Raw genomic sequence first — 25,337 nt, forward strand, 5'->3', positions numbered from 1 at the left:
CATGGACATGCAGGAAGAAATCGAAAGCCTGGCGATCCTCATCCGCGACCTGCGCAAGCACCGCAACCTGACCCTCGGCGAGCTGGCCGAACGCATCGACCGTTCGGTGGGTTTTCTCTCCCAGGTCGAGCGCGGCCTGTCACGGCCGACCGTGGCCGACCTGACCGCCATCAGCGAAACCCTGTGCGTGCCCACCACCTACTTCTACAACCTGAGCACGCCACGGCAAGTGGACTGGGTCACCCGCCCCGGCGAACGGCGCACCCTGTACTACGCCGCCGGGGTCACCGATGTGCTGGTCTCGCCCAAGCTCAACGGTGGCTTTTCCATGCTCGAAAGCCACCTGGCGCCGGGCGCCAGCAGCGGTGACGGGCACCTGGACGACAGCTCCGAACAAGGTGGCTTTGTGCTCGAGGGCGAGCTGAGCATCTGGCTCGATGACGCACACGTACCGGTCACCCTGCACGCCAACGACAGCTTCCAGCTGCCGCCGCACAGCCAGTTCCGCTACGCCAATCTGACCGACCACACTACCCGGGTGCTCTGGGTATTCCGTTGAAACCAAGCGCAGGATCGCACGTAATGACAACAATCAAAGACTGCCCTGAACTGCTGAACGAAGTACGCGCGTTTCGCGCCGAGCATCCTCAGGTGCGTTATGTAGACCTGATCAGCCTGGACATCCCCGGGCACTTTTACGGTAAGCGTTACCCCATCAACATGCTCGAAAAGGTCGCCGCCGGCAGCGCCCTGAAATTGCCGCAGAACTGCGTGCTGCTCGGTGTTCAGGGCGGCCTGCACCCGATTGGTGACTATTGCTTCAACGACGGCGACCCGGATGCGCCACGGCGACTGATCCCAGGCACCCTCAAGCCGGTACGCTGGGAGAACCAGCCACTGGGGCAGATGCTGATCAGCTCCGACGGCACCGACGCACCGATCGAATTCGAGCCGCGCGAAGTGCTTGCGCGAGTCTTGCAGCGCCTGCAGCGGCGCGGTATCCGCCCGGTGGTGGCCTTCGAGCTGGAGTTCTACCTGTTCGACCGCTCGCTCAAGGACGGCCTGCCGCAGTTCCCCCATGACCCGTTCAGTGGTGATCCGGATGATCAGCCGAACATGCACATCGAGCGCCTGTCGCGCTATTCCGATGTGCTGCGGGAAATGGTCGAAGCCGCCAACGAACAAGGCGTGGACGCCAACGTGATTACCGCAGAACTGGGCCCGGGCCAGTTCGAGATCAACTTCGGCCACTGCGACGACGGCCTGCGCGCCGCCGACTGGGCCGCACTGTTCTGCCGCAGCACCCGAGGCGTGGCGCTCAAGCACGGCATGCGCGCCAGCTTCATGAGCAAGCCCTACCTGGATGCCCCGGGCAGCGGCATGCACGTGCATGTCAGCCTCTACGACCCGCAGGGCAACAACCTGCTGGCGGCCGATGACCAGCGCCCGCTGCGCCATGCCGTGGCCGGTTGCCTGGAGCTGCTGCCGCACTGCATGCCGATCTTTGCCGCCAACCACAACGCCATGCGTCGCTACGGCGCTATGGTGAATGCCGCCAGCCGCGCCAGCTGGGGTTTTGAAGACCGCGACGCGTGCATCCGCATCCCCGAATCGGATGCGCGCAACCTGCGTATCGAGCACCGCCTGCCCGGCGCCGATGCCAACCCGTACCTGGTGCTGGCGGCGATCCTCAGTGGTCTGGAGCATGGCCTGGATGCTGGCAAGGAGCCGATTGCACCGCTCAACGACGACCGCAGCAGCGGCATCGATTTTCCCAAGGACATGCTCGCGGCGGTGGCGGCCATGCGTCATCACCCGGTGGTCAATGAGCAACTGGGCAGCGAGTTCGTCATGGTCTACTGCGAGAACAAGCGCCAGGACCACCTGGCGTTCATGCATGAGGTGAGTGCGCGGGAGTATCGCTGGTTTCTTTAACGACTGAAGGCAAAACCCTTGCTGGCTGCACCGGCCTCATCGCTGGCAAGCCAGCTCCCACAGGTTTTGCACCAACCTTGAGAACAGCTCCCAGAGAAATTGCAGCCCGCAACTTATTTAGCTATTGACGAAATTTTAGCTTGAAGCTAAATATTAGCTCAAGCCCACATTCAATTCAGAGAGGGCCTACATCCAAGACGGAAGGAGAAACCCATGAGCGTCAACATCGACCGCCTCACCATCACCACTCCGGTGGCCAAGTCGAGCACCGACCCCACTGCCCTGGAACTGACCGGCGCCCAGGCCCTGGAGCAACTGCCCCAGGTCATCGCCACCTTGAGCGACGGCTCGGTCCGCTTCACTGCCCCGACCAAGGGCGCCTCCAGCAAAAGCACCCACCGCACCCGCTGCGAATGGAAAGAGCCCAGCTACTGGTCACTCAACAGCGCAGTCAAACACCACAACCACCAGACCATGACCCTGACCAAGGTCAACTCGGCGCAGAAGGTGGTGATCTCCCAGTTGCACGTCAAAGACGACGACAGCCCGACGGTCAAGGTGTTCTGGAACAAGGGCAAACTCACCTACGGCTTTCGCCAGCGCTACAACCAAACCGCCCCGGCCAGCGTCACCCTGTTGGCCAATGTGCCGCTGGGCGCCGCGTTCGAGATCATCCTCGATGTCACTGCCCAAGGCGTGGTCACCCTCGTCGCCACCTGCAACGGCAGCACCGCCAGCAGCGGCCCGCTGCAGATGGATTCCAGCTGGAACAGCCGCACTTTCAACTTCCACGGCGGGGTTTACAACCAGGTTGACTACAACGACAGCACGCTCAGCACTGACGGTTCGATCTGCATCATCAGCGCACTGGCGCTGGGTCACCATTAAGCCCTGAGCTGCCCGCCAGGCGCTGCTCCAGCCATTGGCAGAAGCTCACAGTCAAGGCCTCCCCTTCACTGTTGCGGTGTACCAGCCATGCCCACTTGGGGCCGCGCACGGTCTGCTCGGTCAGGGCCACCAGGTTGCCCTGCACGCGAGCCTGCTCGGCCAGCAAGGCACTCACCAGGGCAATGCCCAAGCCCTGGCTGGCAGCGTCCAGCAACTGCCCGGGGTCGGAAAAATTCAGGCCCTGCAGCTTTTGCCCGACCGCCTCGCCACCCTGGGTATGCCAGTAGCTCCAGTCCATTTCCCGCTCGCCATGCAAGGTGGTCCGCAGCGGCACATCGACGCCCAGCAAGCGTGGATGACAAGCCGGATACAGCCGATCCTGGAGCAACACGCGAAAGCTGCAATCAGCCTGGGCGCTGATGTCGTCACGCACCGCAACGTCGATGGTTTGAGTGGTCATGTCAGGGATTTCATCGCTGGTGAACAGCCACAGGTCCACTTGCGGATACAGCCGGTGAAAGTCGCCCAGGTGCGGCACCAGCCAGTGCCGGGCAAATGCCGGCGTGGTGTTGACCACCAGTTGGTTGGGCTTGCGGTACTGCTCCAGGCGGCGGATGCCCACGGTCAGTTGCTGCAGCATCACCTGGGTGGTGCTGAGCAGGTCGTGGCCGGCATCGGTGAGCGATACGCTGCGCCCTTCGCGAAAGAACAGCGGTTGCTCCAGGTAGCTTTCCAGGCTGCGGATCTGCTGGCTGATCGCCGACTGGGTCAGGTGCAGCTCTTCGGCGGCCTTGTGAAAACTGCCCAGGCGCGCCGCCGCTTCAAAGCCGCGCAAGGTGTTGAGAGGTGGCCAGTGTTTCAGCATGATTGATAAGCCCAGCTAATCATATATCGGCAAAATCCATCGTTTGTTCAGGGGCAAAGCCCAGTTATAGCATGGACACCCAGGCAATCCTGCTGAAAACAATTACTTAACTGAAGGCTATTGCAATGCACAACGACAGCGCCAACAACAACGGCTGGTTCATGCCCGCCGAATGGGCAAGGCACGCCGCCACCTGGATGGTCTGGCCGCACAACCAGGCCCTGTGGGAGTCGACCTGGGGCGTGACCCTGGCTAATGTGCAGGCCGATTTTGCCCGGGTCGCCAACGCCATCGCCCGCTTCGAGCCGGTAAAGCTGGTGGTCGACCCCAGTGCGGCCGCCCAGGCCCGGGCGCTGTGCGCGGCCAACATCGAGCTGATCGAAATCGCCGTCAACGACAGCTGGTGCCGCGACTCCGGCCCAAGTTTCATCTGCCACCCGCAACAGGGCCTGGCCGGGGTCAGCTGGCGCTTCAATGCCTGGGGCGCCAAGTCGGCCCATGACCTCGATGAGGGCCTGGCCCGGCGAGTGCTCAATGGCCTTGGCCTGCCGTGCTTCGGCAGCTTCCTGGTCAACGAAGGCGGCGCCATTCATGTCGATGGCGACGGCACGCTGATCACCACCGAATCGGTACTGCTCAACCCCAACCGCAACCCGGGCCTGAGCAAAAACGACATCGAGGAAATCTTCATCCGCCTGCTGGGGGTGAACAAGGTCATCTGGCTGCCGGGCGACCCGGATTACGTCACCGGCGACATGACCGATGGCCACGTCGACGGCGTCTGTGCATTCGCCCGACCGGGCGTATTGCTGGTCGATGCGACCCACGACCAAACCTCTACCTACGCCCAGGTGGCCAAAGAGAACCGCCGCGCCCTTGAACGGGCGACCGACGCCCGTGGCCGACACTTCGAGCTGATCGACCTGTACGAAGCCTCGGCGGCCGTCGATACCGACGCCGAAGTGTTCTGCGCCTCCTACACCAACTTCTACCTGTGCAACGGTGCCGTGATCATGCCGGCCTACGGCATCGACGCCGACCAGCAGGCCGCCGCCACCCTGCAACAGGCCTTCCCCGACCGTACGGTGGTCCCGGTGCAGATCAACCAGCTGGCCCACGGCGGTGGCGGCGTGCATTGCATCACCCAGCAGCAACCGGCCTGGCCACTGGCGGGGAACAACGCATGAGCGCCCTGACCGTCGCCAGCCTGCAACTGGCCTGCAACTGGAACCTGGCCGACAACCTCGACCGCGCCGAGCAGTTGGTGCGCGAGGCCGCGGCAGCCGGTGCCAAGCTGATCCTTTTGCCCGAGCTGTTCGCCACGCCGTATTTCTGCATCGAGCAATGCCACACCCATCTGGCGCTGGCCGAGCCCTATGACCACAGCCCGCTGTTGCAGCGCTTTGCCGCCCTGGCCGCAGAACTGGGTGTGGTGCTGCCGCTGAGCTGGTTCGAACAGGCCGGCAACGCCTACTTCAATTCGCTGACCGTGGCCGATGCCGACGGGCGCTTGCTCGGCGTCTATCGCAAGACCCACATCCCCAACGCCATTGGCTACCAGGAGAAGGAATACTTCAGCCCCGGCGATACCGGGTTCAAGGTCTGGGACACCGCCGTCGGGCGTCTCGGCGTGGGCATCTGCTGGGACCAGTGGTTCCCCGAGACCGCTCGCTGCCTGGCCTTGCAGGGCGCAGAAATCCTGCTGTTCCCCACCGCCATCGGCTCCGAACCCGGCGCCGCGGCGCTGGACTCACGCGACCATTGGCAACTGACCCAGCGCGGCCATGCCGCCGCCAACATCCTCCCGGTGATCACCGCCAACCGTACCGGCGTTGAAGTGGCGCGCAGCGATGCCGACCTGCACATGCGCTTTTACGGCTCCTCGTTCATCACCGACCACAAGGGCCGCCTGCTGGCCGAAGCGGATCGCGACAACACCTGCGTGCTGCTGGCCGAGCTGGACCTGGCACACATGCGTGAGGAGCGCTTGACCTGGGGCATTTATCGCGACCGCCGCCCGGACCTGTACGGCGCATTGTTGAGCCTGGATGGCCGTCACCCGCACACCACCTGGAGGCAAGGCGCATGAACAGCCTGAAAACCCTGATCGCCGTTTCCCTGGCCCTGAGCTGCAGCCTGGCCGGTGCCGAAGACAAAGTGCTGCGCCTGTACAACTGGGCGGATTATTTTGCCGAAGACACCCTCAAGGACTTCACCGCCCAGACCGGCATCAAGGTCATCTACGACGTCATGGATAGCAGCGAAACCCTGGAGGCCAAGCTGCTCTCGGGCCACAGCGGCTACGACCTGATCTTCCCCGGCGACACCGTGGCCGAGCGCCTGGCCCGCGCCGGTGCCCTGCAAAAGCTCGACCCGGGCAAGCTCGAGCACCTGGCGGACGTCGAGCCCGGCCTGCAGCGCCTGCACCAGCGCTACCCCAACTCGCGCGAGAGCACCGTGCCCTACACCTGGGGCAGCATCGGCCTGACCTACAACCGCGCGGCCATCGAGCAGCGCATCGCCAATGCCCCGGTCAACAGCCTCGACCTGTTGTTCAAGCCAGAGAACGCGGCGCTGCTGGCCGACTGCGGCATTTCGATGATCGATTCTCCCGACGAGGTGCTGGCGGTGGTGCTCCACTACCTGGGCAAGGACCCGCGCAGCGGCAAGGCCGACGACCTGCTCGCCGCCCGCCAGATGCTGGGGGCGATCAAGCCGTACATCCGCAAGTTCCAGTCGCAGCCGGTAACCCAGCTGGTCAATGGCGAAACCTGTATCTCGCTCGGTTACAGCGGCGACATGATCCAGGCCCAGCGCGCCGCCGATGCCGCCGGTAAAAAGGTCGAGTTCCGCTATCACATCCCGGTGGAAGGCACGACCATCTGGATGGACAGCATGGCCATCCCCGCCGACGCCGCCCACCCGGAATACGCCTACGCTTTTATCAACTTCGTCATGCAGCCGCAGCAGATGGCCGCCATCAGCTCCTTCACCGGCTACCCCACCTGCAGCGCCAAGGCGCGGCCGCTGGTCGAGCCGCAGATGCGTGACAACCCGGACATCTACGTCAACGATGCGACCTACGCGCGGCTGATCCCGGGCAAGGACATTTCCCAGAAAGACATGCGCGCGCGCATGCGCACCTGGACCACCCTCAAGACCTCCTCGGCCCATTGAGCCGTTACTACGAGAGCCACACCGATGACACCCCGTCGTACCTTTCTCAAGCATCTGTCAGTCGCCGCCGGCATCGCCGGCCTCGGCCTGGGCCCGTTGCGCCTGGCCATGGCCGCTGACCAGCGCTGGTTCATGCCCGAAGAAGACCAGGCCCAGCGGCGGATCTTCCTGGCCTTCGCCGCCGCCGAAAATGTCTGGGAAGACCAGGCGGACGCGGTCAACAGCTGTATCGCGCAACTGGCCCGAACCATCGCCCGCTACCAGCCGGTCAGCGTTCTCTGCCGCCCCGAAGACCTGGCTGAGGCGCGCCAGCAATGCGGCAGCGACAACATCGAGTTCCTGCCGATGGCGCTGGACGACATCTGGATCCGCGACTACGGCGGCTGCTTTGTCATCGACGACGACGGCAACAGCGCGCTGATGGACTTCAACTTCAACGGCTGGGGCAACAAGCAACGCCACCGCAACGATAGCCGCGTGGCGGCAACGCTCAGCGAAACCCTGGGCGTGCCCTACCTGCAAAGCGAGCTGACCGGCGAAGGCGGCGGCATCGAAGTGGATGGCCACGGCACGGCGATCATCACCGAAAGCTGCTGGATCAACGCCAACCGCAACCCCGACTGGAGCCGTAGCGACGTCGAGGCCGAGCTCAAAGCCAACCTCGGCCTGCGCAAGATCATCTGGCTACCGGGTATCAAGGGCCAGGACATCACCGATGCCCATGTCGACTTCTATGCACGCTTCGTCAAGCCAGGGGTGGTGATCGCCAACCTCGACAATGACCCGGATTCCTACGATTACCGGGTCACCCGCAAGCACCTGGAGATCCTCAAGCAAGCCACCGACGCCGACGGCCGCCCCTTGACCGTGCACCTGCTGCCACCGCCAAGCAAACTGCGCAGCAACCGCTTCACCCGCGACAACCCGGAGTTTGCTGCCGGCTACATCAACTACCTGCCGATCAATGGCGCGGTGATTGCCCCGCAGTTTGGCGACCCGCAGGCCGACCAGCACTGCAAGCAATTGCTCGGCGAGCTGTACCCGGGGCGGATCATCGAGCAGGTCAATATCGATCCGATTGCCGCCGGTGGCGGCGGGATTCATTGCATCAGCAAGAACATGCCCGATACCCGGCAGTAATCCAGTCAGCCGTCTTGCTCACTTGACGGCGTGCAGCAGTAGGCCAATAATAGATCGATCAGTCAGTCTATTAATGAGCCGAGCATGAGAACCGTAGACCCGGGAAAAGTCGCCGCCAAACGCAAGCAGATCCTCGATGCGGCCATCGAGTGCTTCGCACGCAGTGGCTTTCACTCCACCTCGACGGCGCAAATCTGCGCCGCTGCGGGCATGAGCCCGGGCAACCTGTTCCACTACTTCCCCAGCAAGAACGCGATCATCGAAGCCATTGCCCAGGACGACCAGCATGGCATGGCCGAGTTGATCGCCCACCACGCCAAGGCCAAGGACGCCCTCGTTGCAATCGAGAACATCGCCATCGACATGATGGAGTTGTGCAGCGACCCCACCTATGCCCGGATCAGCCTCGAAGTCGCCGCCGAAGCCTTGCGCAACCCCGAGGTCGGAGCCCTGCTTGCCGCCAATGACGCCAAGGTCAAGGCCGATCTCCAGGCCTTGCTCAAGCGCGGGGTCGAAGCCGGGCAGATTGACCCGACGCTGGATGCATCGATGGCCGCGACCTGGTTGATCGCCCTGACCGAAGGCGGCATCGGCCGCGTCGTGCTTGAGCCAGGCTTCAAGGCCAAAGCCCATAAACCGATACTGCGTACGATCATCCGCAGGTTCCTGCAGATTCAGCCATAAGCCTCCTGACATCGGCCTGTCGTACTCGCTGTTGCCTCCCTTGTTGATGTGCCCACTCGAGATTGATCGCGATGGTATCTGTGCTGCGAGACAAACCCCGCCTGGTGATCCCCGGCCTGCTGTTACTGCTCGTGACTGGCTGGGTGCTGGTGATGCCTGCCAGCGAACAACCGGATATCGCCCCCCCGCAAGTGCCCTTGCTCAAGGTCAGCAGCGTGCTGGCCGAACCCGGCACCGTGAGCCAGACCCTCCACGTCACCGGCAGCCTGGTGGCCCGCGACGAGGTGTCCATCGGTACCGCGCTGCAAGACACACGCATTGCCAGGGTCCTGGTCGAAGAAGGCGACACGGTGGTGGCCGGGCAACTGCTGGCGCAGCTGGAAACCGATACCCTCGACGCCCAGGTGCGCCAGGCCGAGGCAACCCTCAATCGTAATGCAGCCCTGATCAGGCAACAGCAAGCGCTGGATATCGAGGCACAGGCCAGCCTGGTGCGGATCAATGAGTTGGGCAGCATCGGCGCGGTCAGCGCCCAGCAACTCGACCAGCAGCGCGCCCAGGCCCATGCCAGCGCCGCCGCGTTGGCTGCCGCGCGGGCCGAACATCAACAGGCCATCGCGCAACTGACTGACGCCCGCACTCGCCGCGACAAGGCCGACATCCTTGCCCCGGTCAACGGCATCATTTCCGAACGTCACGCCCGCTTGGGTGCCATGGCCGGTAGTGAGCCGCTGTTCAAGCTGATACGTGACGGGCAACTCGAGCTCGATGGCGAGCTGGCGCAAAGCGCCCTGCAGACGATTCGGGTCGGTACCGCGGTTCAGGTGCACGTCGCAGGAATGCCCGATAGCGTCGCCGGCACGGTGCGCTTGCTGGCGCCCAAGGTGGATGCTGGCAGCCGGCTCGGGCGTGTGCGCATCAGCCTCGCGGCAACGCCCGGGGTGCGCGCTGGCAGTTTTGCCAGCAGCAGGATTGAAACCGGCACCAGCGCCGCTGCGGTGGTCATTCCGTTACGGGCGGTGACCTTTACCGACGACGGCGGCGCCACCGTCATGGTGCTCGATGACAATGGCCAGGCGAGCGTGCGCAGCGTGACCCTCGGCCAGCGCAACAGCCTGCGGGTGCAGGTCAGCAGCGGCCTTGCCGGCGGTGAGCGAGTGGTGGCAAGCGCCTCGGCATTCGTGCGCGACGGCGACGTGGTCAGCCTGGCGCAGGAGCCAGGACAATGAGCCTGGCGGTGTCGTCCTGGGCCATTCGGCGGCCCATCCCTACCCTGGTATTGTTCCTGGTACTGGCCGTGGCCGGCTGGGTTTCCTTTATCGACCTGCCGATCAACGCCAACCCGCGGGTCGACTTTCCGGTGATTACCGTCGCCGTTGTCCAGGTCGGTGCCGCGCCGAGCGAACTCGAGCATGCGGTCACCCAGCGGGTCGAGCGCGCGGTGTCCGGCCTGGCCGGTATCCGCCACATCACCTCGACGATTGCCGATGCCATTTCGGTAACCACCGTGGAGTTCCAGCTCGGTATCGACCCCGACCGCGCCGCCAATGATATCCGCGACGCTATCGGGCAAATTCGCGCGGACTTGCCGCAAACCATCGAAGAACCGCTGGTCACCCGCATTGATGTCGAGGGCGGGGCAATCCTCAACTACGCAGTCAAATCCAGCGCCCGCAATGCCGTGGACCTGAGCTGGTTTGTCGATGACGTACTCGGCCGGGAACTGCTTGGCGTGCCCGGGGTACAAAAAGTACAGCGCCTGGGCGGCCTGGAGCGTGAGGTCAAGGTCGAACTCAAGCCCGAGCGTCTTGAAGCACTGGGCATCTCGGCCGACCAGGTCAACACCCAGTTGCTGCACAGCAACAGCAACGTGCCCGGCGGGCGGGCGATTCTCGCCGACAGCGAGCAATCCATACGCACCCTGGGCAGCGCCCTGACCGTGCAAGCCTTGAGTGAAACGCCAATCGCCCTGCCAGACGGACGTTGGGCACGCTTGAACGAGCTGGCAAGCGTGGTCGATGGCGCCGGTGAAATGCGCGCCCTGGCGCGCCTGAACGGTGAGCAGGTGGTCGGCTTTGCCGTGTTTCGCGCCAAGGGTTCCAGCGATACCCGAGTGGCTGCAGGAGTAGAGGCGGCACTACAGCGCCTGCAGCAACATCACCCGGATATCGAGGTCCAGCAGGTCGCCTCGATGGTCGACTACACGCTGGCCAGCTACAACGCCGCGATCATGACCCTGATCGAAGGCGCACTACTCACCGTGCTGGTGGTGTTCCTGTTCCTGCGCAACTGGCGCGCGACCCTGGTGGCGGCCATCGCCCTGCCCTTGTCGATCCTGCCGACCTTTGCCGCCATGGCCTGGTTCGGCTACAGCCTCAACAGCATCACCTTGCTGGCCCTGACCCTGGTAATCGGCATCCTGGTCGACGATGCGATTGTCGAAATCGAGAACATCGAGCGTCACCTGGATCAGGGCAAGCGCCCCTACCAGGCCGCCATTGATGCTTCGGACGCCATCGGCTTTGCCGTGGTGGCGATTACCGCGACCATCGTTGCGGTGTTCCTGCCGGTGAGTTTTATCGGTGGCTTTGTCGGCCAGTACTTCACCCCCTTCGGCATCACCGTGTCGGCGGCGGTGTTGACCTCGCTGCTGGTGGCGCGGCTGCTGACGCCACTAATGGCTGCCTACCTGCTCAAGCCCAAATCGATTGAGCATCAGCAGCATGCTACGCAGGCGCCCGCCGGCTTGCTCGGTCGCTACCTGCGCCTGCTTCAGTGGGCACTGGCGCATCGGCGCAAGAGCCTGGTGATCGCGGCGGCTTTCCTGCTGGCCTCCTTTGCCCTGGTACCGCTGCTGCCTTCGGGGTTCATGCCGGTCAGCGATACCAGCCTGAGCCGCATCGATGTGTCCCTGCCGCCCGGCACGCCACTGGCGCAGACCGACCGGACCCTGCAACAGATGGCGGCGAAACTGCGCGAGCAGCCGCAGGTGCTGTTTGTCTTCAGCACCGCCGGCGGCGAAGATGCCTCCGGCGCCACCGATGTCGCCAGTGGCCAATTACTCGTGCGCCTGGTGCCACCCGAGCAGCGCGAGCTGAGCCAGAAGGCTTTCGAACACTCGCTGCGACCGCTTCTCGGCGAGTTCGCCGATGTGCGCTTTGCCTTTCGCAGCGACAGTGCGGCGCGAGACATCTCGGTGATTCTCGTCGGTGCCGACGCCCGGCAACTGTCCCAGGCAGCCTACGCGCTGCAAGGCGAAATGCGCATGATCAAGGGGCTGGCCAACGTCCAGGTCAATGAGCCCTTGCCGCGCCCGGAGCTGTTGATCCGCCCGCGCCTGGATGAGGCCGCCCGCTCTGGCATCAGTGCCCAGGCCATCGGCACCGTGGCGCGGATTGCCACCGTGGGCGATATCAATGCCAATTCAGCGCGCTTCAACTTCCACGACCGGCAAGTACCGATTCGCGTGCAACTTGCCCAGGCGCAGCAAGGCGACCTCGACACCCTGCGCAACCTGCGGGTGGCCAGCGACAACGGCGGCACCCTGGCCCTGCACAGCGTCGCCGACATCGACTACGGCAGTGGCCCGACAAAGATCGAACGCTTCGACCGGCTGCGGCGAATCTCGGTGGACGCCGACCTCGCCGGCATAACCCTCGGTTCGGCACTGGAAGCGATCCAGGCCACACCCGCCTTGCGGCACCTGCCCCTTGGCGTGCGCGAGGTGGAGTATGGCGATGCCGAGTACATGAATGAAATGTTCGAGAAATTCGCTACGGCAATGACCTTCGGCATCCTCATGGTGTTCGCCGTGCTGGTCCTGCTGTTTCGCGACTTCCTGCAGCCACTGACCATCCTCGTTTCCCTGCCCCTGGCAGTCGGCGGTGCCATCGGTGGCTTGCTGTTGTATGGCGCGGCCATCGACCTGCCGGTGGTGATCGGCTTGCTGATGCTGATGGGCATCGTTACCAAAAACTCGATTCTGATGGTCGAATTCATCATCGAAAAACGCCGCGCCGGCATGCCCCGGCAGCTGGCACTGATGCAATCAGGCGCCGAACGTGCCAGACCCATTGTCATGACCACCATCGCCATGGTGGCAGGTATGATTCCGGCGGTTCTCAGCAGCGGCGCCGATGCCGGCTTTCGCGCGCCCATGGCGATTGCGGTTATCGGCGGACTGGTGACCTCAACCTTGCTCAGCCTGGTCTTCGTGCCGGTGGTCTTCAGCTACATGGACGACCTGAACAATTGGCTGGCCCCGCGCCTGGCCACACTCACCTCCGTGACCGCGCATGACCGGGCGACAGCGCAACTACAACGAACAGAGGCAGACAATGATCAGACCATTTGAAGCAAACGACATGGAAGCGGTTCTGGATATCTGGTTAGCGGCCTCGATCCAGGCCCATGACTTTGTCGATCCAGCCGTTTGGCGCGGCCAGGTCGACAACATGCGCACACTCTATTTACCCGCTTCGCAAGTTTATGTCGCCGAAGACGATAGTAAAACGATCGGCTTTTATGCACTGCATGATAATAACCTGGCGGCGATCTTTGTCCGCCCAGCGTGCCAAGGCCAAGGTATTGGCAAAGCGCTCATTGCCCACGCCAAGCAGCAACGAACAGAATTGACCCTGTCGGTGTATAAAGAAAATCACGCCAGTGTCCAGTTTTATCTGGCGCAGGGCTTTACCCTCATTGCGGAAGCGGTGGATCAACACACCGGCCACCCCGAGTACATCATGCGTACCCGTAAACAGCAGATATAAACGTTATTACCTCTGCCCGAAAGAACGTCCAGCACACAACTGGACACTCCTGCCCTGTGGCAAACGTTATTGCCTGCTTATCAACATCGCCCGCCCTTCTATTATTCATCGCCTACTGTATGGCGCGGCACGACTGTGCCCGAAATTTTTGAAAGCCATTAACTAATTTGCCACTAACAAAGTTTTACATCCTGCACACGGATACTAACAACGAAGCCCCCTAGCATAAAAGATCCTTAGTTCACGAAACTCTCGTAAACCACCATGAAGACAATACGGATTTATACTGCATTGACCGGCTTCTGTCTGATAACCACTTCAGCGCACTTATTGGCCGACGATTGGCAATTTACCCTGCAAGGCGGCGCGGCCAATGCGCCGCGTTACAGCGGCAGCAATGAACGCTCTACGGCACCAGTGCTTGGCTTCGAGATCGAAAGCCCTTACGGGTTCTTCCTCAAGGAAAAAGGCCTGGGCTGGAAACAGGAATGGCACGACGCCAGTTTCAGCACCTACATCGGCACCAGCGACGAACGCAAAGACCGCAAGAAAGGCTATCGCGGCTCCGACCGTCTGCGCGGCATGGGCTCGATCAAATCCCGTGCCCTGGTGGGCATGGAAGGGTCCTACACCTGGGGGCCGCTGACCTTCGGCGCCACGTTCGAACATGCGCTGAAAAAAGACAGTAACAAAGACACCGGCTCCGCCTACCAGACCCTCGAGTTGAGTGTCGGCACCTCGTTGTACGAAGGTGATTTCGGTAGCCTGACCGGCAACGTCAATGCGCTGTTTGGTGACGCCGACTACGTCCGCACCTGGTACGGCGTCAGTGAGCAGCAAGCCGCCAACAGCCGCTTTGCCGCGCACAAGACCCATGGCGGCCTGGTCAGCCAGGGCGTCAACCTGACCTGGAGTCTGCCACTGGGCGAAAATACCCGCCTGCATACCCTGCTGGATGTACAGAACCTTTCCGGGCATGTCAGTGACAGCCCGATCGTCGACCGCCGGGTGCAAACCTCCATCGCCAGCGTGCTCGAGTACAGCTTCTAGAACGCCCCCTTGTGCCCCGGGGCCTGTGCCGCAGGCTCCGCGGGAGGTGCCTGCAGCCCTGTTTGACAACCGCGCGCGCCAGGCCGGAACATGAGCCGCTCACGCACACCAGGAGGTTCATCGCATGAGCAAGGCACCCTATGTCCCGCCTCGGGTCTGGCAGCACGACGCGCCGTCTGGCGGCGAGTTTGCCAACATCAACCGGCCCGTCGCCGGCCCGACACACGACAAGGCCCTGCCCGTGGGCAAGCAGCCGCTGCAGCTTTACTCCCTGGCCACGCCCAATGGCGTGAAAGTCACCATCCTCCTCGAAGAGCTGCTGGCGCTCGGGCATGCCGGTGCCGAGTACGACGCCTGGCTGATTCGCATCAGCGAAGGCGAGCAGTTCTCCAGCGGCTTCGTCGAGGTCAACCCCAACTCGAAGATCCCCGCCCTGCTCGACCGTAGCGTGCAGCCGCCGATCCGGGTGTTCGAGTCGGGTTCGATCCTGCTCTACCTGGCGGAAAAATTTGCCGAGTTCCTGCCCAGCGACCCGGCCGGTCGCACCGAGACCTTGAACTGGCTGTTCTGGCAGATAGGGGCAGCGCCCTACTTGGGCGGCGGCTTCGGTCACTTCTATGCCTACGCGCCGGAAAAGCTCGAGTACCCGATCAACCGCTTCAGCATGGAAACCAAGCGCCAGCTGGATGTGCTCGACCGCCGCCTGGCTGAAAGCACGTACCTGGCTGGCGATCGCTACAGCATCGCTGACATCGCAGTTTGGTCCTGGTATGGTCAACTGGCGCTGGGCAGGCTGTACTCGGCGGGCGAGTTCCTCAGCGTGCAGGACTACCCCCATGTGCAACGCTGGGCACAGGCGATTGCCGAGCGCCCGGCGGTGGTCCGCGGCCTGCGCGTCAACCGCACCTGGGGCGATGAAAGCAGCCAACTGCCCGAGCGGCATGCGGCGCAAGATCTCGACTGATCAGGGACCCTGTTCCAGGATGGAGCACTACACATCACTGCTGCAGGCGCTGTTCTTCTTCGCGCTGACCTTCGCCCTGGGCTATCTCTCGATTCGCCGCATGCGCACGCTGCAGGAGGCCGTCGACCGCGAGTTCCAGGCAGCGCTGCGCCGCCACCACATTGACAGCTACGAAGTACTGCGTGACCGCACCCGCAACCGCTACCACCCGGAGGCGATCCAGGTGCATCGGATACTGCGCGATGACAAAGGCCAGCACTACCTATGTACACATCAGCGACTCGCCCGGGGTGATGCAAGCCCTCAGCCGTGAGCGGGCTTTGGCGGCGTTAGCCTAGGCTGAGCAATCCCACCTTCGACCCATGGATGATCCTGTTGAAACCCCTCAAGCACCGTTTTCTCGCCATCGCCATGCAAGTGGTGCTCAACATCAGTATCTGGAGCGGCGGGCTCTACATGATCTGGGTACTGCTGGACCGTGATGCAACGCGGTACTTCGAAACCTACGTCGTCTTTGCCATCACCGGCCTGTGCCTGTTCTTCTTTACCGCACTGTTTGTGCGCTGCCCGGAATGCAATAAGTCCATGCACCATCTGTACAAGCCTGGTGACGGACTGTTGATGCACCGGGGGTTGCTGCCCCATGAGGTCTTCACCCAGAAGCTGATCGAGTGCCCCGCGTGCAAGCAGGTGGTGAAGTTTCGCGATTAGCGCACGCTGATAACGACCTTGCGTGCGAGCATCCCCACCAGCATGCCGGCGATCGTCAGGAGTACATCGGCGCTGAACTTCGCCGAGTAGTCAGGGGCGTAAATACGGTCATGGGTGTAGAAGGTCGGACCGGTGTTGAACACCGTGTGGTAGCCATTGGGGAAGAATGCCACCAGGCACGGCACCACGATCAGGCCCAGGGTCCAGCCGCCGGTACCGTCGTAGGATTGGCTACGAAACCAGAGGAGAATCCAGGTCAGCACGGCAGCGAAGATGGGGGTCCAGTATTGGCTGGTGATGGCGTCGTAGAATTCCAGGGTGAAGTACATGGCGTTGCTGAGTCCTTTCAATGAAACAGGTGTAGAGGGTTCTGTTGCCCGCCGCAAAAACGCGAAAGGCCCTGGGTTATCAGGGCCTTCAGGTTGATGCCGGCATTCGCTGTGCGCGGTGCATTCTATCACGCTACGCGCACTGACTCCGCACTTGTCCCGCCTCAACCGGCTGGCGCAATACGGACCGTTTCCAGACGGTCCAGGCCTACGCCGTAGAAGAACGAGAACGGCCGCCCGGCCTGATAAGCGAAGTTGCCGCACATTTCACGCAAGCCCTCGCGCCCGGCATCGGCCAGGTCGAAAGGCTGGTATGGGTGCACGCCGAGCGATCCGAATTCAATCGACAGCCAGGACGAACGAAACTTGCCATAGGACATCTGACTGTCCACGCTGACCTTGAGCCCACCGGCCTCGAGGCGCACCCGCAAGTCACGGTCGTCAAAGTACAAACTCGCAGGAACGCGCAAGGCCATTTGATCGTGGGTGAGAATGTCCATGTCGCCCACCAGCTGTGCGCCGTCGGCCTTGAAGCGGGTGATGATGAACGGCAATGCCGTTTGCACGAAGCTATCGACCTGACAAATTGCCTCGCCATTGACCGTGCGGCTACCGGCAAAGGCATGACGCCGCTCGCTGTCGCTGACCAGCGTATTGAGGCTCACCTCTGACGGAAACTCGAACCACAGCGCCAGCACCTTGCGCCCCATTGCGACGACGTTTGCAGGGGCCTGCCCGATTTCCCGCCCCGCTGCATTCAATCGCCTGGCCTGGCTGTAATCAAGCGTCAGTTGCAGGCTGGGAACCACGGCCTTGCGCGCCTGCAGGATGGCCTCGAACTGACGGCTCAAACCCTGGCGCTGCGCAGGGTCAAGGGCATTCTCGGCACCGCGCAGCAGCAGCGTGTCGCTGCGCTGGGGGGCCAGCTCCAGCTGCAGCTGTTGCACGTCGAGTTGTTGCGCGGCCAGCACATGCTGCATGGCCTGCAAATACCCCTCGTGCACTTGCGTGGCGTCGTGGCGAGGATGGGCACCGCCCTGGAACTGCAGCTCGGCCAGCACCACCTTGTGGTCCTTGAGCAGCGCCACGGCGAGCAACACACACAACCCAACGCCCGACCCGACCATCAGCTTCCATGCTGCGCTTTGACTCATTACCTGCCTGCTCCTTCAGATTGACCACAGCGTCTCGCTCAGCCACGCACTGGCACCCTTGCGCCATGCCGGCCCAAGCCAGGGCGGGGATGATAACCGGCATTGCCCGGCATTGCCGCTACAACCGGGTTGACCAGGGGCAGATACCACGCCGTAGGCCACCTGCTGCGCTTATACTGGCCGCAATGGGCCATGGAGGGACATCTTGGACAGCCTTGTGAAACGTCGAATCATCTTGAGCGTCAGCGCACTTGCCGGGTTTTTGCCCGTCACCCTGGTGTTTATCTGGGGCGCCTTGTACTTTCTCGCGGGAACCTTGGGCTCCTCCCCCATTGTCTGGGAGAACCTGCTTGTGGTGCTGGTGCCCATTGCATTTTCGCTTTTCTGCCTCTGGGCATGCTGGAAACTCTACGCCATTTCAATGGCCACAACGCCCGAAGTCCGCCACAAGCGTCTGCTGGTCATGGGTGTCCTGGGTACGATCGTCTGGGGGTTGCCCTGGGCTTATCTGGGCCGTGACTTCCCCATGACGATCTACATTTTCCTGATGCCCGGCCTCACTGCAGCGGTGATGCTGGGCATGGCGCTGAACGGGCAAAGGTCGGCAGTGACGCGCGCTCAACCCGACGCATGAGCGACCTGGCACCTGACAATGCGAGCCAGCCCGGCCAGCCCCGGGCCGCCTCCAGGCCCCTGGCGGCCCGGCCAATGCGAGTAGCCATCCTCCCCCTCCCGTCATAGCATGCTTGCCTAACGGTCGACGCGCCAAACGGACTTGGAAGATGAACGCCAACACACAGCTCGACGCCAGCACCCTAGGCCTGAACGAACAGCGCCTGCGCGCCCTGGCCCACCGCGACACCCTGGAAACCTGCAGCCTCGACCAGCTGCGCGACGTGCAACTGCGCCGCCTGCGCTGGTCGCTCAAGCATGCCTGGCGCAACGTGCCCTGGTACCACCATCAGTTCGAAGCCCAGGGGCTGCACCCCGAGGATCTCCAGCAGCTGGAAGACCTCGCCCGCTTTCCCTTCATCGGCAATGCCGAGTTGCAACATCACTATCCGTTCGAACTGTTCGCCGTACCTGCGCACCAGGTCGTGCGCCTGCAGGCCTGCAACGACGGTAGCGCCCGCTCGCCGGTGATTGGCTACACGCGCAACGACCAGGAGGTCTGGGCGGCGCTGGTCGCGCGCTCGTTGCGCGCCGCCGGTGCCCATGCCGGCGACCGACTGTACGTGCTCGGCGGGCAGGACGCCTTGGGTGCCAGCGGCGGCATCCAGTTGGGCGCCGAGCGCCTGAACTGTGCGCTGATCCCCCTGGCGGCGCGCCAGGCCGGCCAGCAGGTCCGCCTGCTCTGTGACTTCCAGCCGCAGATGCTCATCGCCACGCCTTCCCACTTGCTGGCCCTGGCCAACGAACTGGAGCGCCAGAACATCGCGGCGTCGGCACTGTCCCTGCGCATGGCCCTGATCGGCCCGCAACCCTGCAGCAGCGCCCTGCGCCAGGAGCTCGAACAGCGCCTGGGCATCCAGACCCTGGCACTCTACGGCGTACCGGCACTGATGGACCCGGGTATCGGCATGGAATGCCTGGAAACCCGCGACGGCGTGACCCTCTGGGAAGACCACTTCTACCCGGAAATCATCGACCCGGACAGCGGCACACCGCTGCCTGATGGCAGCTTCGGCGAAGTGGTACTGACCAGCCTGAGCCGCGAGGCCCTACCGATGATCCGTTACCGCACCGGCGATATCGGCCGCTTGCTGCCGGGTACCACCCGCAGCATGCGCCGCCTTGAACGCCTCACCGGCAACAGCGCCACTACCTTGCGCCAGAGCGCCTGAACAGGACCCGGTCAATGACTACGATGCACCAACTGAAAGTCGCCGATATCCGCCGCGAGAGCGCCGACACCGTCTCGATTGCCTTTGAGGTGCCAGCGCACCTGGCCTCGACCTACCGCTTCCAGCAGGGCCAGTACCTGCAACTGGAGGCACAGTTGCAAGGTGAAGCGGTACGGCGCTCTTATTCGATTTTCAGCGCCCCCACCGACGGTGAACTGCGCGTAGCCATCAAGCATGTGCCCCAGGGGCGTTTCTCAAGCTACGCCAACACCCAACTGGCAGTGGGCGACGCATTGCTGGTGATGCCACCCGCAGGCTCGTCGTACCGTCCTGAGCCACAGGCGCAGGTCCATCACTGCCTGGGCATGGCCTCAGGCAGCGGCATCACGGCGCTGCTGCCGATCATCAAGACCACCCTGGAAAACGATGAGCGCAGCCGCTTCACCCTGGTCTATGGCAGCCGCGACCGCGCCAGCATGCTGTTTGGCGAACGCCTGGAGGCACTGAAGGGGGTGTATGCAGAACGTCTGCAATTGATCCTGCTGTTCAGCCGTGAAGCCAACAACAACGGGCTACCGTCCGGGCGCCTGGACATCGCCACCTGTGATTGCCTGTTCCGTGAATGGGTCGACGTCAGCCTGCTCGACGCGGCTTTTATCTGTGGCCCACAGGCCATGGTCGAGACGGTGGGTGGGGCGCTGAAGGATTACGGCCTGGCAGCCGAGCGCCTGCATTTCGAACGTTTTGCCGAGCCACAGCCTCTGCGCGAGGCGTTGCCTTCCTGAACCGCGCGGGCCTTGCGCTGCCTGGCAGCGCAAGACGATCGTTCGCTCAATCGCGGTCGCGATGGTCGGCGACGCCGCGCATCCAGTAGCCCTTGCTGCGGACCAATCGACGTGGAATCGAACAGGCCTCGGTGAGGTAGTCACGCACCTCATTGACGCACTGCGCTTCGCCGGCGATCCAGAACTGCCCGACCCCCGACGGCAATTGCAGACGGTCGATACCCTGCAGCAACAGATTGCTACCGGCGGGATGCTCATCGCGGAAGAACCACTCGCAATTGACTGCGGCCAGCGAATCCAGCGCTTGCAGTTCGGTCATGGTTTCGGCCTCCAGCACCACCAGGGCGCGGTCTCCCGGCGACAGGCTCTCAAGGATGCTCATCACCGCCGGGGTGCCGGTTTCGTCTGCGGCCAGCAGCATCCACTCGGCATCTTCCTGGGGCTGAAACCCACCTCGCAACGCCGAGCAACCAATCTGATCGCCGAACTGTGCCTGCTCGGCCCAACGTCCGGCCGGGCCATGGTCATGGCGCACGAAGTCGATATCGACATTACCCGACTGCGGGTAGTGCCGGCGGATGGTGTAGGCCCGGCTGACCTGGCTGCCGCCACTGGGCAGGAACAGCTTCAGCCACTGCGAAGGCTGGCACGGAAGCGCGGTGGCGAACAGGTCGCCCTTGAAGGTAACACGCCGCACCAGCGGCGTGACATCGCGGATATCGATCACATCGAGGTTGTATTTCAACTTCTTGCGGAACTCGAACATGAATACTCCAGATTTACTTGGCTTTCGCCTTGGGTGAACGGGCCAGCCAGACAATGGCCAGAACAGCGCAGAACAGCCATGCGCTGGCGAGGGAGAAATCGTTCAGGGCCAGCATATGCGCCTGCCGGTCGATGGTTCGCGCCAACGACTCCAGGGCGCCCTGGGCCGACAGCCCGAGCGAGTTGAGGTTGTCCTGGGCCTGGGCGCTCCAGTGGTCGAACGGCGTCATGCGCTCGGCCAGGTCGACCTGGTGCTGGCGTGCCCGGTGATCCCAGAACGCAGGGCCCAGTGACACCGCGAAGCTGGCGCCGGTCATGCGCAGGGCGTTCTGCAAGCCGAGGGCCGCCGGAATTTTCTCCGGTGGCAGGCGCGACAGCGAGATCGCCACCAGCGGGGTGAACAGGAACGCCGTGCCGGCGCCCATCAGCACCGAGTTCCAGCCGATGAACTGAATGTCCAGGTTGGTCTCGAAGTACATGCGCCACAGTGATGCGCCGATCCAGCAAATGAACGCCATGCTCGCCAGTACCCGCGCGTCGGTATGCTGCATCAGCCTGCCGATGAAGGGCGCCAGCACCACCCCGGCGATCCCCAGGGGTGCGGTGGCGATACCGGCCCAGGTCGCGGTGTAGCCCATTTCGGTTTGCAGCCACAACGGCACCAACACCAGCGAGGCGAAGTACAGGGCAAAGCCCAGGCTCACGCTCAGGGTGCCGATGGCGTAGTTGCGCTCCTTGAACAGGCGCAGGTCGAGAATCGGGTGTTGCGCAGTTAGCTCCCAGGTAATAAGGGAGGCGAACCCCAGCACGGCAATGACCGCCAGGACACGAATCGGCGTGGCAGAGAACCAGTCCAGGTCCTGGCCCTTGTCGAGCAGGATCTGCAACGAACCCACGGCAACCATCAGCAGCAGCAGGCCGACCACATCCACCGGCAGCTTGCGCGTGGGGTTGTCCCGCCCGCTCAGCACCTGGCCGAGGGTCAGCAGGATGAAGATGCCAACCGGCACGTTGATATAGAAGATCCACGGCCAACTGATGTTATCGGTCAGGTAGCCGCCGAGGATCGGGCCGCACACCGGCCCCAGGAAGGTGGTCATCGACCACACCACCAACGCCGTTGTACGCCGCGCAGGCGGAAAGATCGCCACCAGCAGCGCCTGGGACAACGGCGCCAAGGGGCCGCAAACGGCGCCCTGGAATACCCGAAACACCAGCAGCGAAGTCAGGTTCGGGGCCAGGCCGCAGCACACCGAGGCCAGCACGAACAGCACCACGGCGCTGAGGAACAGCTTGACCTGGCCGAAGCGCTGGGCCAGCCAGCCGGTGAGCGGCAGGCCGATGGCCAGGGAGATGCTGAACGAAGTCAGCACCCAGGTGCCCTGGTCAGGGGCCACGCCGAGGTTGCCGGAAATGGTCGGCACCGCGACGTTGGCGATGGTGGTGTCGAGCACCATCATGAAGTTGGCCATGCCGATCGCCAGCGCGCCGAGGACCAGCGTGCCACCGCTCAATGGCTCGATGGGACGCTTGGCGCTGCTCATCGATCGTTCCTCGAGACGCTCAGTTTCGATACTTGCAGGTTCTCGGCGATGATCCGGTTGACCAGCGCCTCGCTGCCGCTACCGATGTTGCCGTAGACCTCGGTGTTGTCCTGGACGCTGGTGGGGGCCTGCTCGTCCGACTCACCCAGGGTGGCCTTGGCGGTCATCGACAGGCCGATGCGCAGCGGGTGGCGCAACACTTCTTCGCGGTCCAGGGCGATGCGCACCGGTACCCGTTGCACCACCTTGATCCAGTTGCCGGTGGCGTTCTGCGCCGGGATGGTGGCGAACGCTGCGCCGCTGCCGGCTTCGATACCCTGGATGCGGCCGTGGTAGACCACGCTCTCGCCATACAGGTCAGCAAACAGTTCGACACGCTGGCCGACCTTGATCTGGCCCAGTTGCGACTCTTTGAAGTTGGCCTCGACCCAGACCTTGTCCAGCGGCACCAGGCCCATCAGAACAGTACCCGGTTCGATGTGCTGGCCCACTTGCACCGCGCGCTTGGTAATCAGGCCGTCCACCGGCGCCGGGACCTTGGTCCGCGCCAGCGCCAGGTAGGCTTCACGCACACGCTCGGCAGCAGCGGCCACCTGCGGATGGTTTTCCACGGTGGTGCCCTGGATCCGCGCCTGCAGGCCGACCAGTTTGGCCTCGGCCGCGCGCAGGCCGGATTGGGCGATCTGCGCAGCTTCCTCGGCGTGGTGCAGGTCTTCCCCGGACACCCCGCCCTGGGCAATCACTGAACGGCGCCGTTGCAGGTCCTGATTGGCCCGGTTGGCTTCGGCCTGGCGCAGCTTGACCTGGGCGGTCAGGTCGCTTTCTTCGGCGAACAGGCTGTTGACCGTGCGTACGGTCAGGGCCAGTTGGTGGGTGGCGGCGTCCAGGCTCAGGCGCGCATCGGCCGGGTCGATTTCGACCAGGGTGTCACCGGCCTTGACCGTATCGGTGTTCTGGATATTCACCGCAGTGGCCGTGCCGCGCACCTGGGCGGAAATCAGCACCACGTCGCCACGCACATAGGCGTTGTCGGTGCTTTCATAGAGGCGGCCATATACCCAGTACCACAGGGCGGCAGCCACGGCCGCCGCCAGGGCGACCAGGGTGATGAGCAGGAAAATCGGGCCGCGGCGCGACTTGGCCGGAGCCGGGGCTGGGGTTTGGGTGGCGTCAGTCATGGGAGGTTCCTGCAAGCGTAGTGGAGTTCTGATCAGCTTCTTTCCAGCCGCCGCCAAGCGCGCGCAGCAGGCCGGCATGGTTTTGCAGCGCCGAGGTCTTCAACTGGACCAGTTGCATGCGCGTATCGAGCACCCGGGTCTGGGCGTCGAGCACATGCAGAAAATCGGTGAGGCTTTGCCGGTAACGCAGGTTTTCCAGGTCGTAGACCTGTTCGGCCTCATCCAGCCCCTGCACGGTTTTCAGGCGCTGGCCTTCGATGGCGCGCAGTTGCGAGACATGCCCGGCCACTTCGCTCAGGGCATTGACCAGGGTCTGGTTGTAACTGGCCACCGCTTCGGCGTAACCGGCCTGCTGCGCCCGGTACTGGCCACGCAGACGCCCGGCGTCGAAGATCGGCAAGGTCACCGCGGGGCCCACGCCATAGGTGCGGCTGTCGTGGTGGAACAGGTTCTGAAAACTGAAACTCTGAAAGCCTGCGAATGCGAGCAGGTCGATGTTCGGGTAGAACGCCGCACGCGCCGCGCCAATGCGTTTGCCTTGCGCTTCGACGCGCCAACGCTGGGCGACCACATCAGGCCGGCCACCGATCAGCTCGGCAGGCAGATGCCCCGGCAAGGCCACGCTACGCCGGGGGTCGGCGACCTTGGGCTGCCATTGCTCGCCCCAGCCCGGGCCCTTGCCGGCCAGGGCCGCCAGGCGCAGTTGATAGCCGCGGGCGGCGCCTTGCAGGCGCGCCTGCTCGGCTTCGAGCAACGGGATCGGTCCCCGTGCCCGCACCACGTCGACCTGGGTGCCCAGACCGGATTTCAGCCGGTCTTCGCTCAGGCGCAGGATGCTGCGGCGCTGCTCCAGGGTCTGGTTGACGATGGCCTGCTGCTCGAGCACGCCGCCCAGGGCAAACCAGGTTTCCACCAGGCTGCCGCTGAGCGCCAGACGGGCCACCGCCTGATCGGCCTGGGCGGCGCGCAGGCTGCCCACCGCCGCTTCGTTCAGGGACCGGTTCAGGCCCCACAGGTCGAGGTTGTAACGCCCTTGCAGCAGCGCTTGGCCATCGGTGTGCCAGACCCCGGCTTCATTGGCGCCGGTCTTGTAGTTCTGCGAATCCTGGCTGCGCAGGATCTGGGTCATGGCCGACAGATTCGGCCGGGTGTTGGCCAGGGTGATGCCGGCGTCGGCTTGTGCCCGGTCGATGCGCGCACTGGCAATCGCCAGGCTTGGCGATGTGTCCAGGGCGGCAGCCAGCAGGCGATCGAGGTCGGCGTCGTTGAAGCTCAGCCACCAGCGATCATCCGCCTGGGATGCGGGCTGGGTCGCGGCGTGCTCGATGTCCAGACCGGCTTCGAGCTGTTCGGGTGACAAGGGTTTTGGCGGTTCGGGGCTATGCCCAGGGCTGACGCAGCCGGGCAATGCCAACAGCAGACAGACCGCCAGCCAATGCTGAATCGAATGAGAGGGTTCCATCACAACATCCTTGGAGGGTTGGGTTGCAACGGGATGATAGGTAGCCCCTGGCATATTGAAAATTGCAATTAACCGAGACTAGACTTGCGT

The 25,337-nt window shown here is 63.5% G+C and carries 25 protein-coding genes; 18 read left to right on the forward strand and 7 right to left on the reverse strand.

The annotated features are described in order from the left end of the window. Position 1 precedes the first annotated feature (1 nt). The 3 genes from NLX68_RS17545 (at position 2) to NLX68_RS17555 (ending at position 2,823) form a co-directional block, all read left to right on the forward strand. Entirely contained in the window at positions 2–559 is a 558-nt protein-coding gene (locus NLX68_RS17545) for a helix-turn-helix domain-containing protein (protein ID WP_254285018.1), read from the forward strand. A gap of 23 nt (positions 560–582) precedes the next feature. After that, the gene (locus NLX68_RS17550; protein ID WP_254285019.1) at positions 583–1,935 is read left to right on the forward strand and encodes a glutamine synthetase family protein; all 1,353 of its coding nucleotides are present in this window, start codon (positions 583–585) and stop codon (positions 1,933–1,935) included. 213 nt (positions 1,936–2,148) lie between these two features. Further along, complete coding sequence (locus NLX68_RS17555) at positions 2,149–2,823, forward strand: polysaccharide lyase family 7 protein (RefSeq protein WP_254285020.1); 675 nt, start codon at positions 2,149–2,151, stop codon at positions 2,821–2,823. Here the strand turns inward: NLX68_RS17555 and NLX68_RS17560 are convergent. Further along, the gene (locus NLX68_RS17560; protein WP_254285021.1) at positions 2,795–3,688 is read right to left on the reverse strand and encodes a LysR substrate-binding domain-containing protein; all 894 of its coding nucleotides are present in this window, start codon (positions 3,686–3,688) and stop codon (positions 2,795–2,797) included. The genes NLX68_RS17555 and NLX68_RS17560 overlap by 29 nt on opposite strands. Positions 3,689–3,813: 125 nt before the next feature. On the opposite strand from NLX68_RS17560, the gene NLX68_RS17565 reads away from it, so the two are divergent. From NLX68_RS17565 to NLX68_RS17620, 12 genes are all read left to right on the forward strand, one after another. Beyond that, complete coding sequence (locus tag NLX68_RS17565; protein WP_254285022.1) at positions 3,814–4,875, forward strand: agmatine/peptidylarginine deiminase; 1,062 nt, start codon at positions 3,814–3,816, stop codon at positions 4,873–4,875. Next, complete coding sequence (gene aguB, locus NLX68_RS17570; protein ID WP_254285023.1) at positions 4,872–5,777, forward strand: N-carbamoylputrescine amidase; 906 nt, start codon at positions 4,872–4,874, stop codon at positions 5,775–5,777. Before NLX68_RS17565 ends, aguB begins: the two co-directional genes overlap by 4 nt. Then, positions 5,774–6,865 carry an extracellular solute-binding protein gene (locus tag NLX68_RS17575; RefSeq protein WP_254285024.1) on the forward strand — a complete coding sequence of 364 codons (1,092 nt, stop codon included), beginning with the start codon at positions 5,774–5,776 and terminating at the stop codon, positions 6,863–6,865. The genes aguB and NLX68_RS17575 overlap by 4 nt, the downstream gene beginning before the upstream one ends. A 24-nt stretch (positions 6,866–6,889) precedes the next feature. Next, positions 6,890–8,005, forward strand: a complete 1,116-nt coding sequence (locus NLX68_RS17580; protein ID WP_254285025.1) for an agmatine/peptidylarginine deiminase — start codon at positions 6,890–6,892, stop codon at positions 8,003–8,005. An 84-nt stretch (positions 8,006–8,089) separates the two neighbouring features. After that, positions 8,090–8,689 carry a TetR/AcrR family transcriptional regulator gene (locus NLX68_RS17585; RefSeq protein ID WP_254285026.1) on the forward strand — a complete coding sequence of 200 codons (600 nt, stop codon included), beginning with the start codon at positions 8,090–8,092 and terminating at the stop codon, positions 8,687–8,689. Positions 8,690–8,769: 80 nt separating this feature from the next. After that, on the forward strand, positions 8,770–9,918 hold the full coding sequence (locus NLX68_RS17590; protein WP_254285027.1) for an efflux RND transporter periplasmic adaptor subunit: 1,149 nt from the start codon (positions 8,770–8,772) through the stop codon (positions 9,916–9,918). Further along, positions 9,915–13,043 (forward strand): efflux RND transporter permease subunit, encoded by a 3,129-nt coding sequence (locus NLX68_RS17595; RefSeq protein WP_254285028.1) that lies wholly within the window; start codon positions 9,915–9,917, stop codon positions 13,041–13,043. Before NLX68_RS17590 ends, NLX68_RS17595 begins: the two co-directional genes overlap by 4 nt. Next, entirely contained in the window at positions 13,027–13,461 is a 435-nt protein-coding gene (locus NLX68_RS17600; RefSeq protein ID WP_254285029.1) for an N-acetyltransferase, read from the forward strand. Before NLX68_RS17595 ends, NLX68_RS17600 begins: the two co-directional genes overlap by 17 nt. Before the next feature lie 264 nt (positions 13,462–13,725). Continuing rightward, a complete protein-coding gene (locus NLX68_RS17605) occupies positions 13,726–14,511 on the forward strand; it encodes a MipA/OmpV family protein (RefSeq protein WP_254285030.1) in 786 nt (261 codons plus the stop codon). 124 nt (positions 14,512–14,635) lie between these two features. Then, positions 14,636–15,475, forward strand: a complete 840-nt coding sequence (yghU, locus tag NLX68_RS17610) for a glutathione-dependent disulfide-bond oxidoreductase (protein ID WP_100782305.1) — start codon at positions 14,636–14,638, stop codon at positions 15,473–15,475. A gap of 19 nt (positions 15,476–15,494) precedes the next feature. Continuing rightward, complete coding sequence (locus tag NLX68_RS17615; protein WP_254285031.1) at positions 15,495–15,788, forward strand: hypothetical protein; 294 nt, start codon at positions 15,495–15,497, stop codon at positions 15,786–15,788. Positions 15,789–15,850: 62 nt separating this feature from the next. Continuing rightward, positions 15,851–16,186, forward strand: a complete 336-nt coding sequence (locus tag NLX68_RS17620) for a hypothetical protein (protein ID WP_026001451.1) — start codon at positions 15,851–15,853, stop codon at positions 16,184–16,186. Here the strand turns inward: NLX68_RS17620 and NLX68_RS17625 are convergent. Then, on the reverse strand, positions 16,183–16,515 hold the full coding sequence (locus tag NLX68_RS17625) for a hypothetical protein (protein ID WP_254285032.1): 333 nt from the start codon (positions 16,513–16,515) through the stop codon (positions 16,183–16,185). The genes NLX68_RS17620 and NLX68_RS17625 overlap by 4 nt on opposite strands. Positions 16,516–16,679: 164 nt before the next feature. Then, positions 16,680–17,669 (reverse strand): hypothetical protein, encoded by a 990-nt coding sequence (locus tag NLX68_RS17630; RefSeq protein WP_254285033.1) that lies wholly within the window; start codon positions 17,667–17,669, stop codon positions 16,680–16,682. A 205-nt stretch (positions 17,670–17,874) separates the two neighbouring features. On the opposite strand from NLX68_RS17630, the gene NLX68_RS17635 reads away from it, so the two are divergent. From NLX68_RS17635 to NLX68_RS17645, 3 genes are all read left to right on the forward strand, one after another. Then, positions 17,875–18,303, forward strand: a complete 429-nt coding sequence (locus NLX68_RS17635) for a hypothetical protein (protein WP_254285034.1) — start codon at positions 17,875–17,877, stop codon at positions 18,301–18,303. A gap of 148 nt (positions 18,304–18,451) precedes the next feature. Then, on the forward strand, positions 18,452–19,513 hold the full coding sequence (locus tag NLX68_RS17640) for a phenylacetate--CoA ligase (RefSeq protein ID WP_254285035.1): 1,062 nt from the start codon (positions 18,452–18,454) through the stop codon (positions 19,511–19,513). A 14-nt stretch (positions 19,514–19,527) separates the two neighbouring features. After that, entirely contained in the window at positions 19,528–20,298 is a 771-nt protein-coding gene (locus NLX68_RS17645) for an FAD-binding oxidoreductase (RefSeq protein ID WP_254285036.1), read from the forward strand. 46 nt (positions 20,299–20,344) lie between these two features. Here the strand turns inward: NLX68_RS17645 and NLX68_RS17650 are convergent, their stop codons facing one another. From NLX68_RS17650 to NLX68_RS17665, 4 genes are read right to left on the reverse strand one after another with little or no spacing between them, the layout of a single operon-like run. After that, complete coding sequence (locus NLX68_RS17650; RefSeq protein ID WP_254285037.1) at positions 20,345–21,064, reverse strand: siderophore-interacting protein; 720 nt, start codon at positions 21,062–21,064, stop codon at positions 20,345–20,347. Between the two features lie 13 nt (positions 21,065–21,077). Next, a complete protein-coding gene (locus NLX68_RS17655; RefSeq protein WP_254285038.1) occupies positions 21,078–22,607 on the reverse strand; it encodes a DHA2 family efflux MFS transporter permease subunit in 1,530 nt (509 codons plus the stop codon). After that, positions 22,604–23,785: an HlyD family efflux transporter periplasmic adaptor subunit gene (locus NLX68_RS17660; protein ID WP_254285039.1), complete on the reverse strand. Its 1,182-nt coding sequence runs from the start codon at positions 23,783–23,785 to the stop codon at positions 22,604–22,606. The genes NLX68_RS17655 and NLX68_RS17660 overlap by 4 nt, the downstream gene beginning before the upstream one ends. Further along, positions 23,778–25,247, reverse strand: a complete 1,470-nt coding sequence (locus NLX68_RS17665) for an efflux transporter outer membrane subunit (protein ID WP_254285040.1) — start codon at positions 25,245–25,247, stop codon at positions 23,778–23,780. Before NLX68_RS17665 ends, NLX68_RS17660 begins: the two co-directional genes overlap by 8 nt. Positions 25,248–25,337: the final 90 nt, after the last annotated feature.

The organism is Pseudomonas sp. SBB6, assembly GCF_024213215.1.
Lineage (GTDB): Bacteria > Pseudomonadota > Gammaproteobacteria > Pseudomonadales > Pseudomonadaceae > Aquipseudomonas > Aquipseudomonas donghuensis.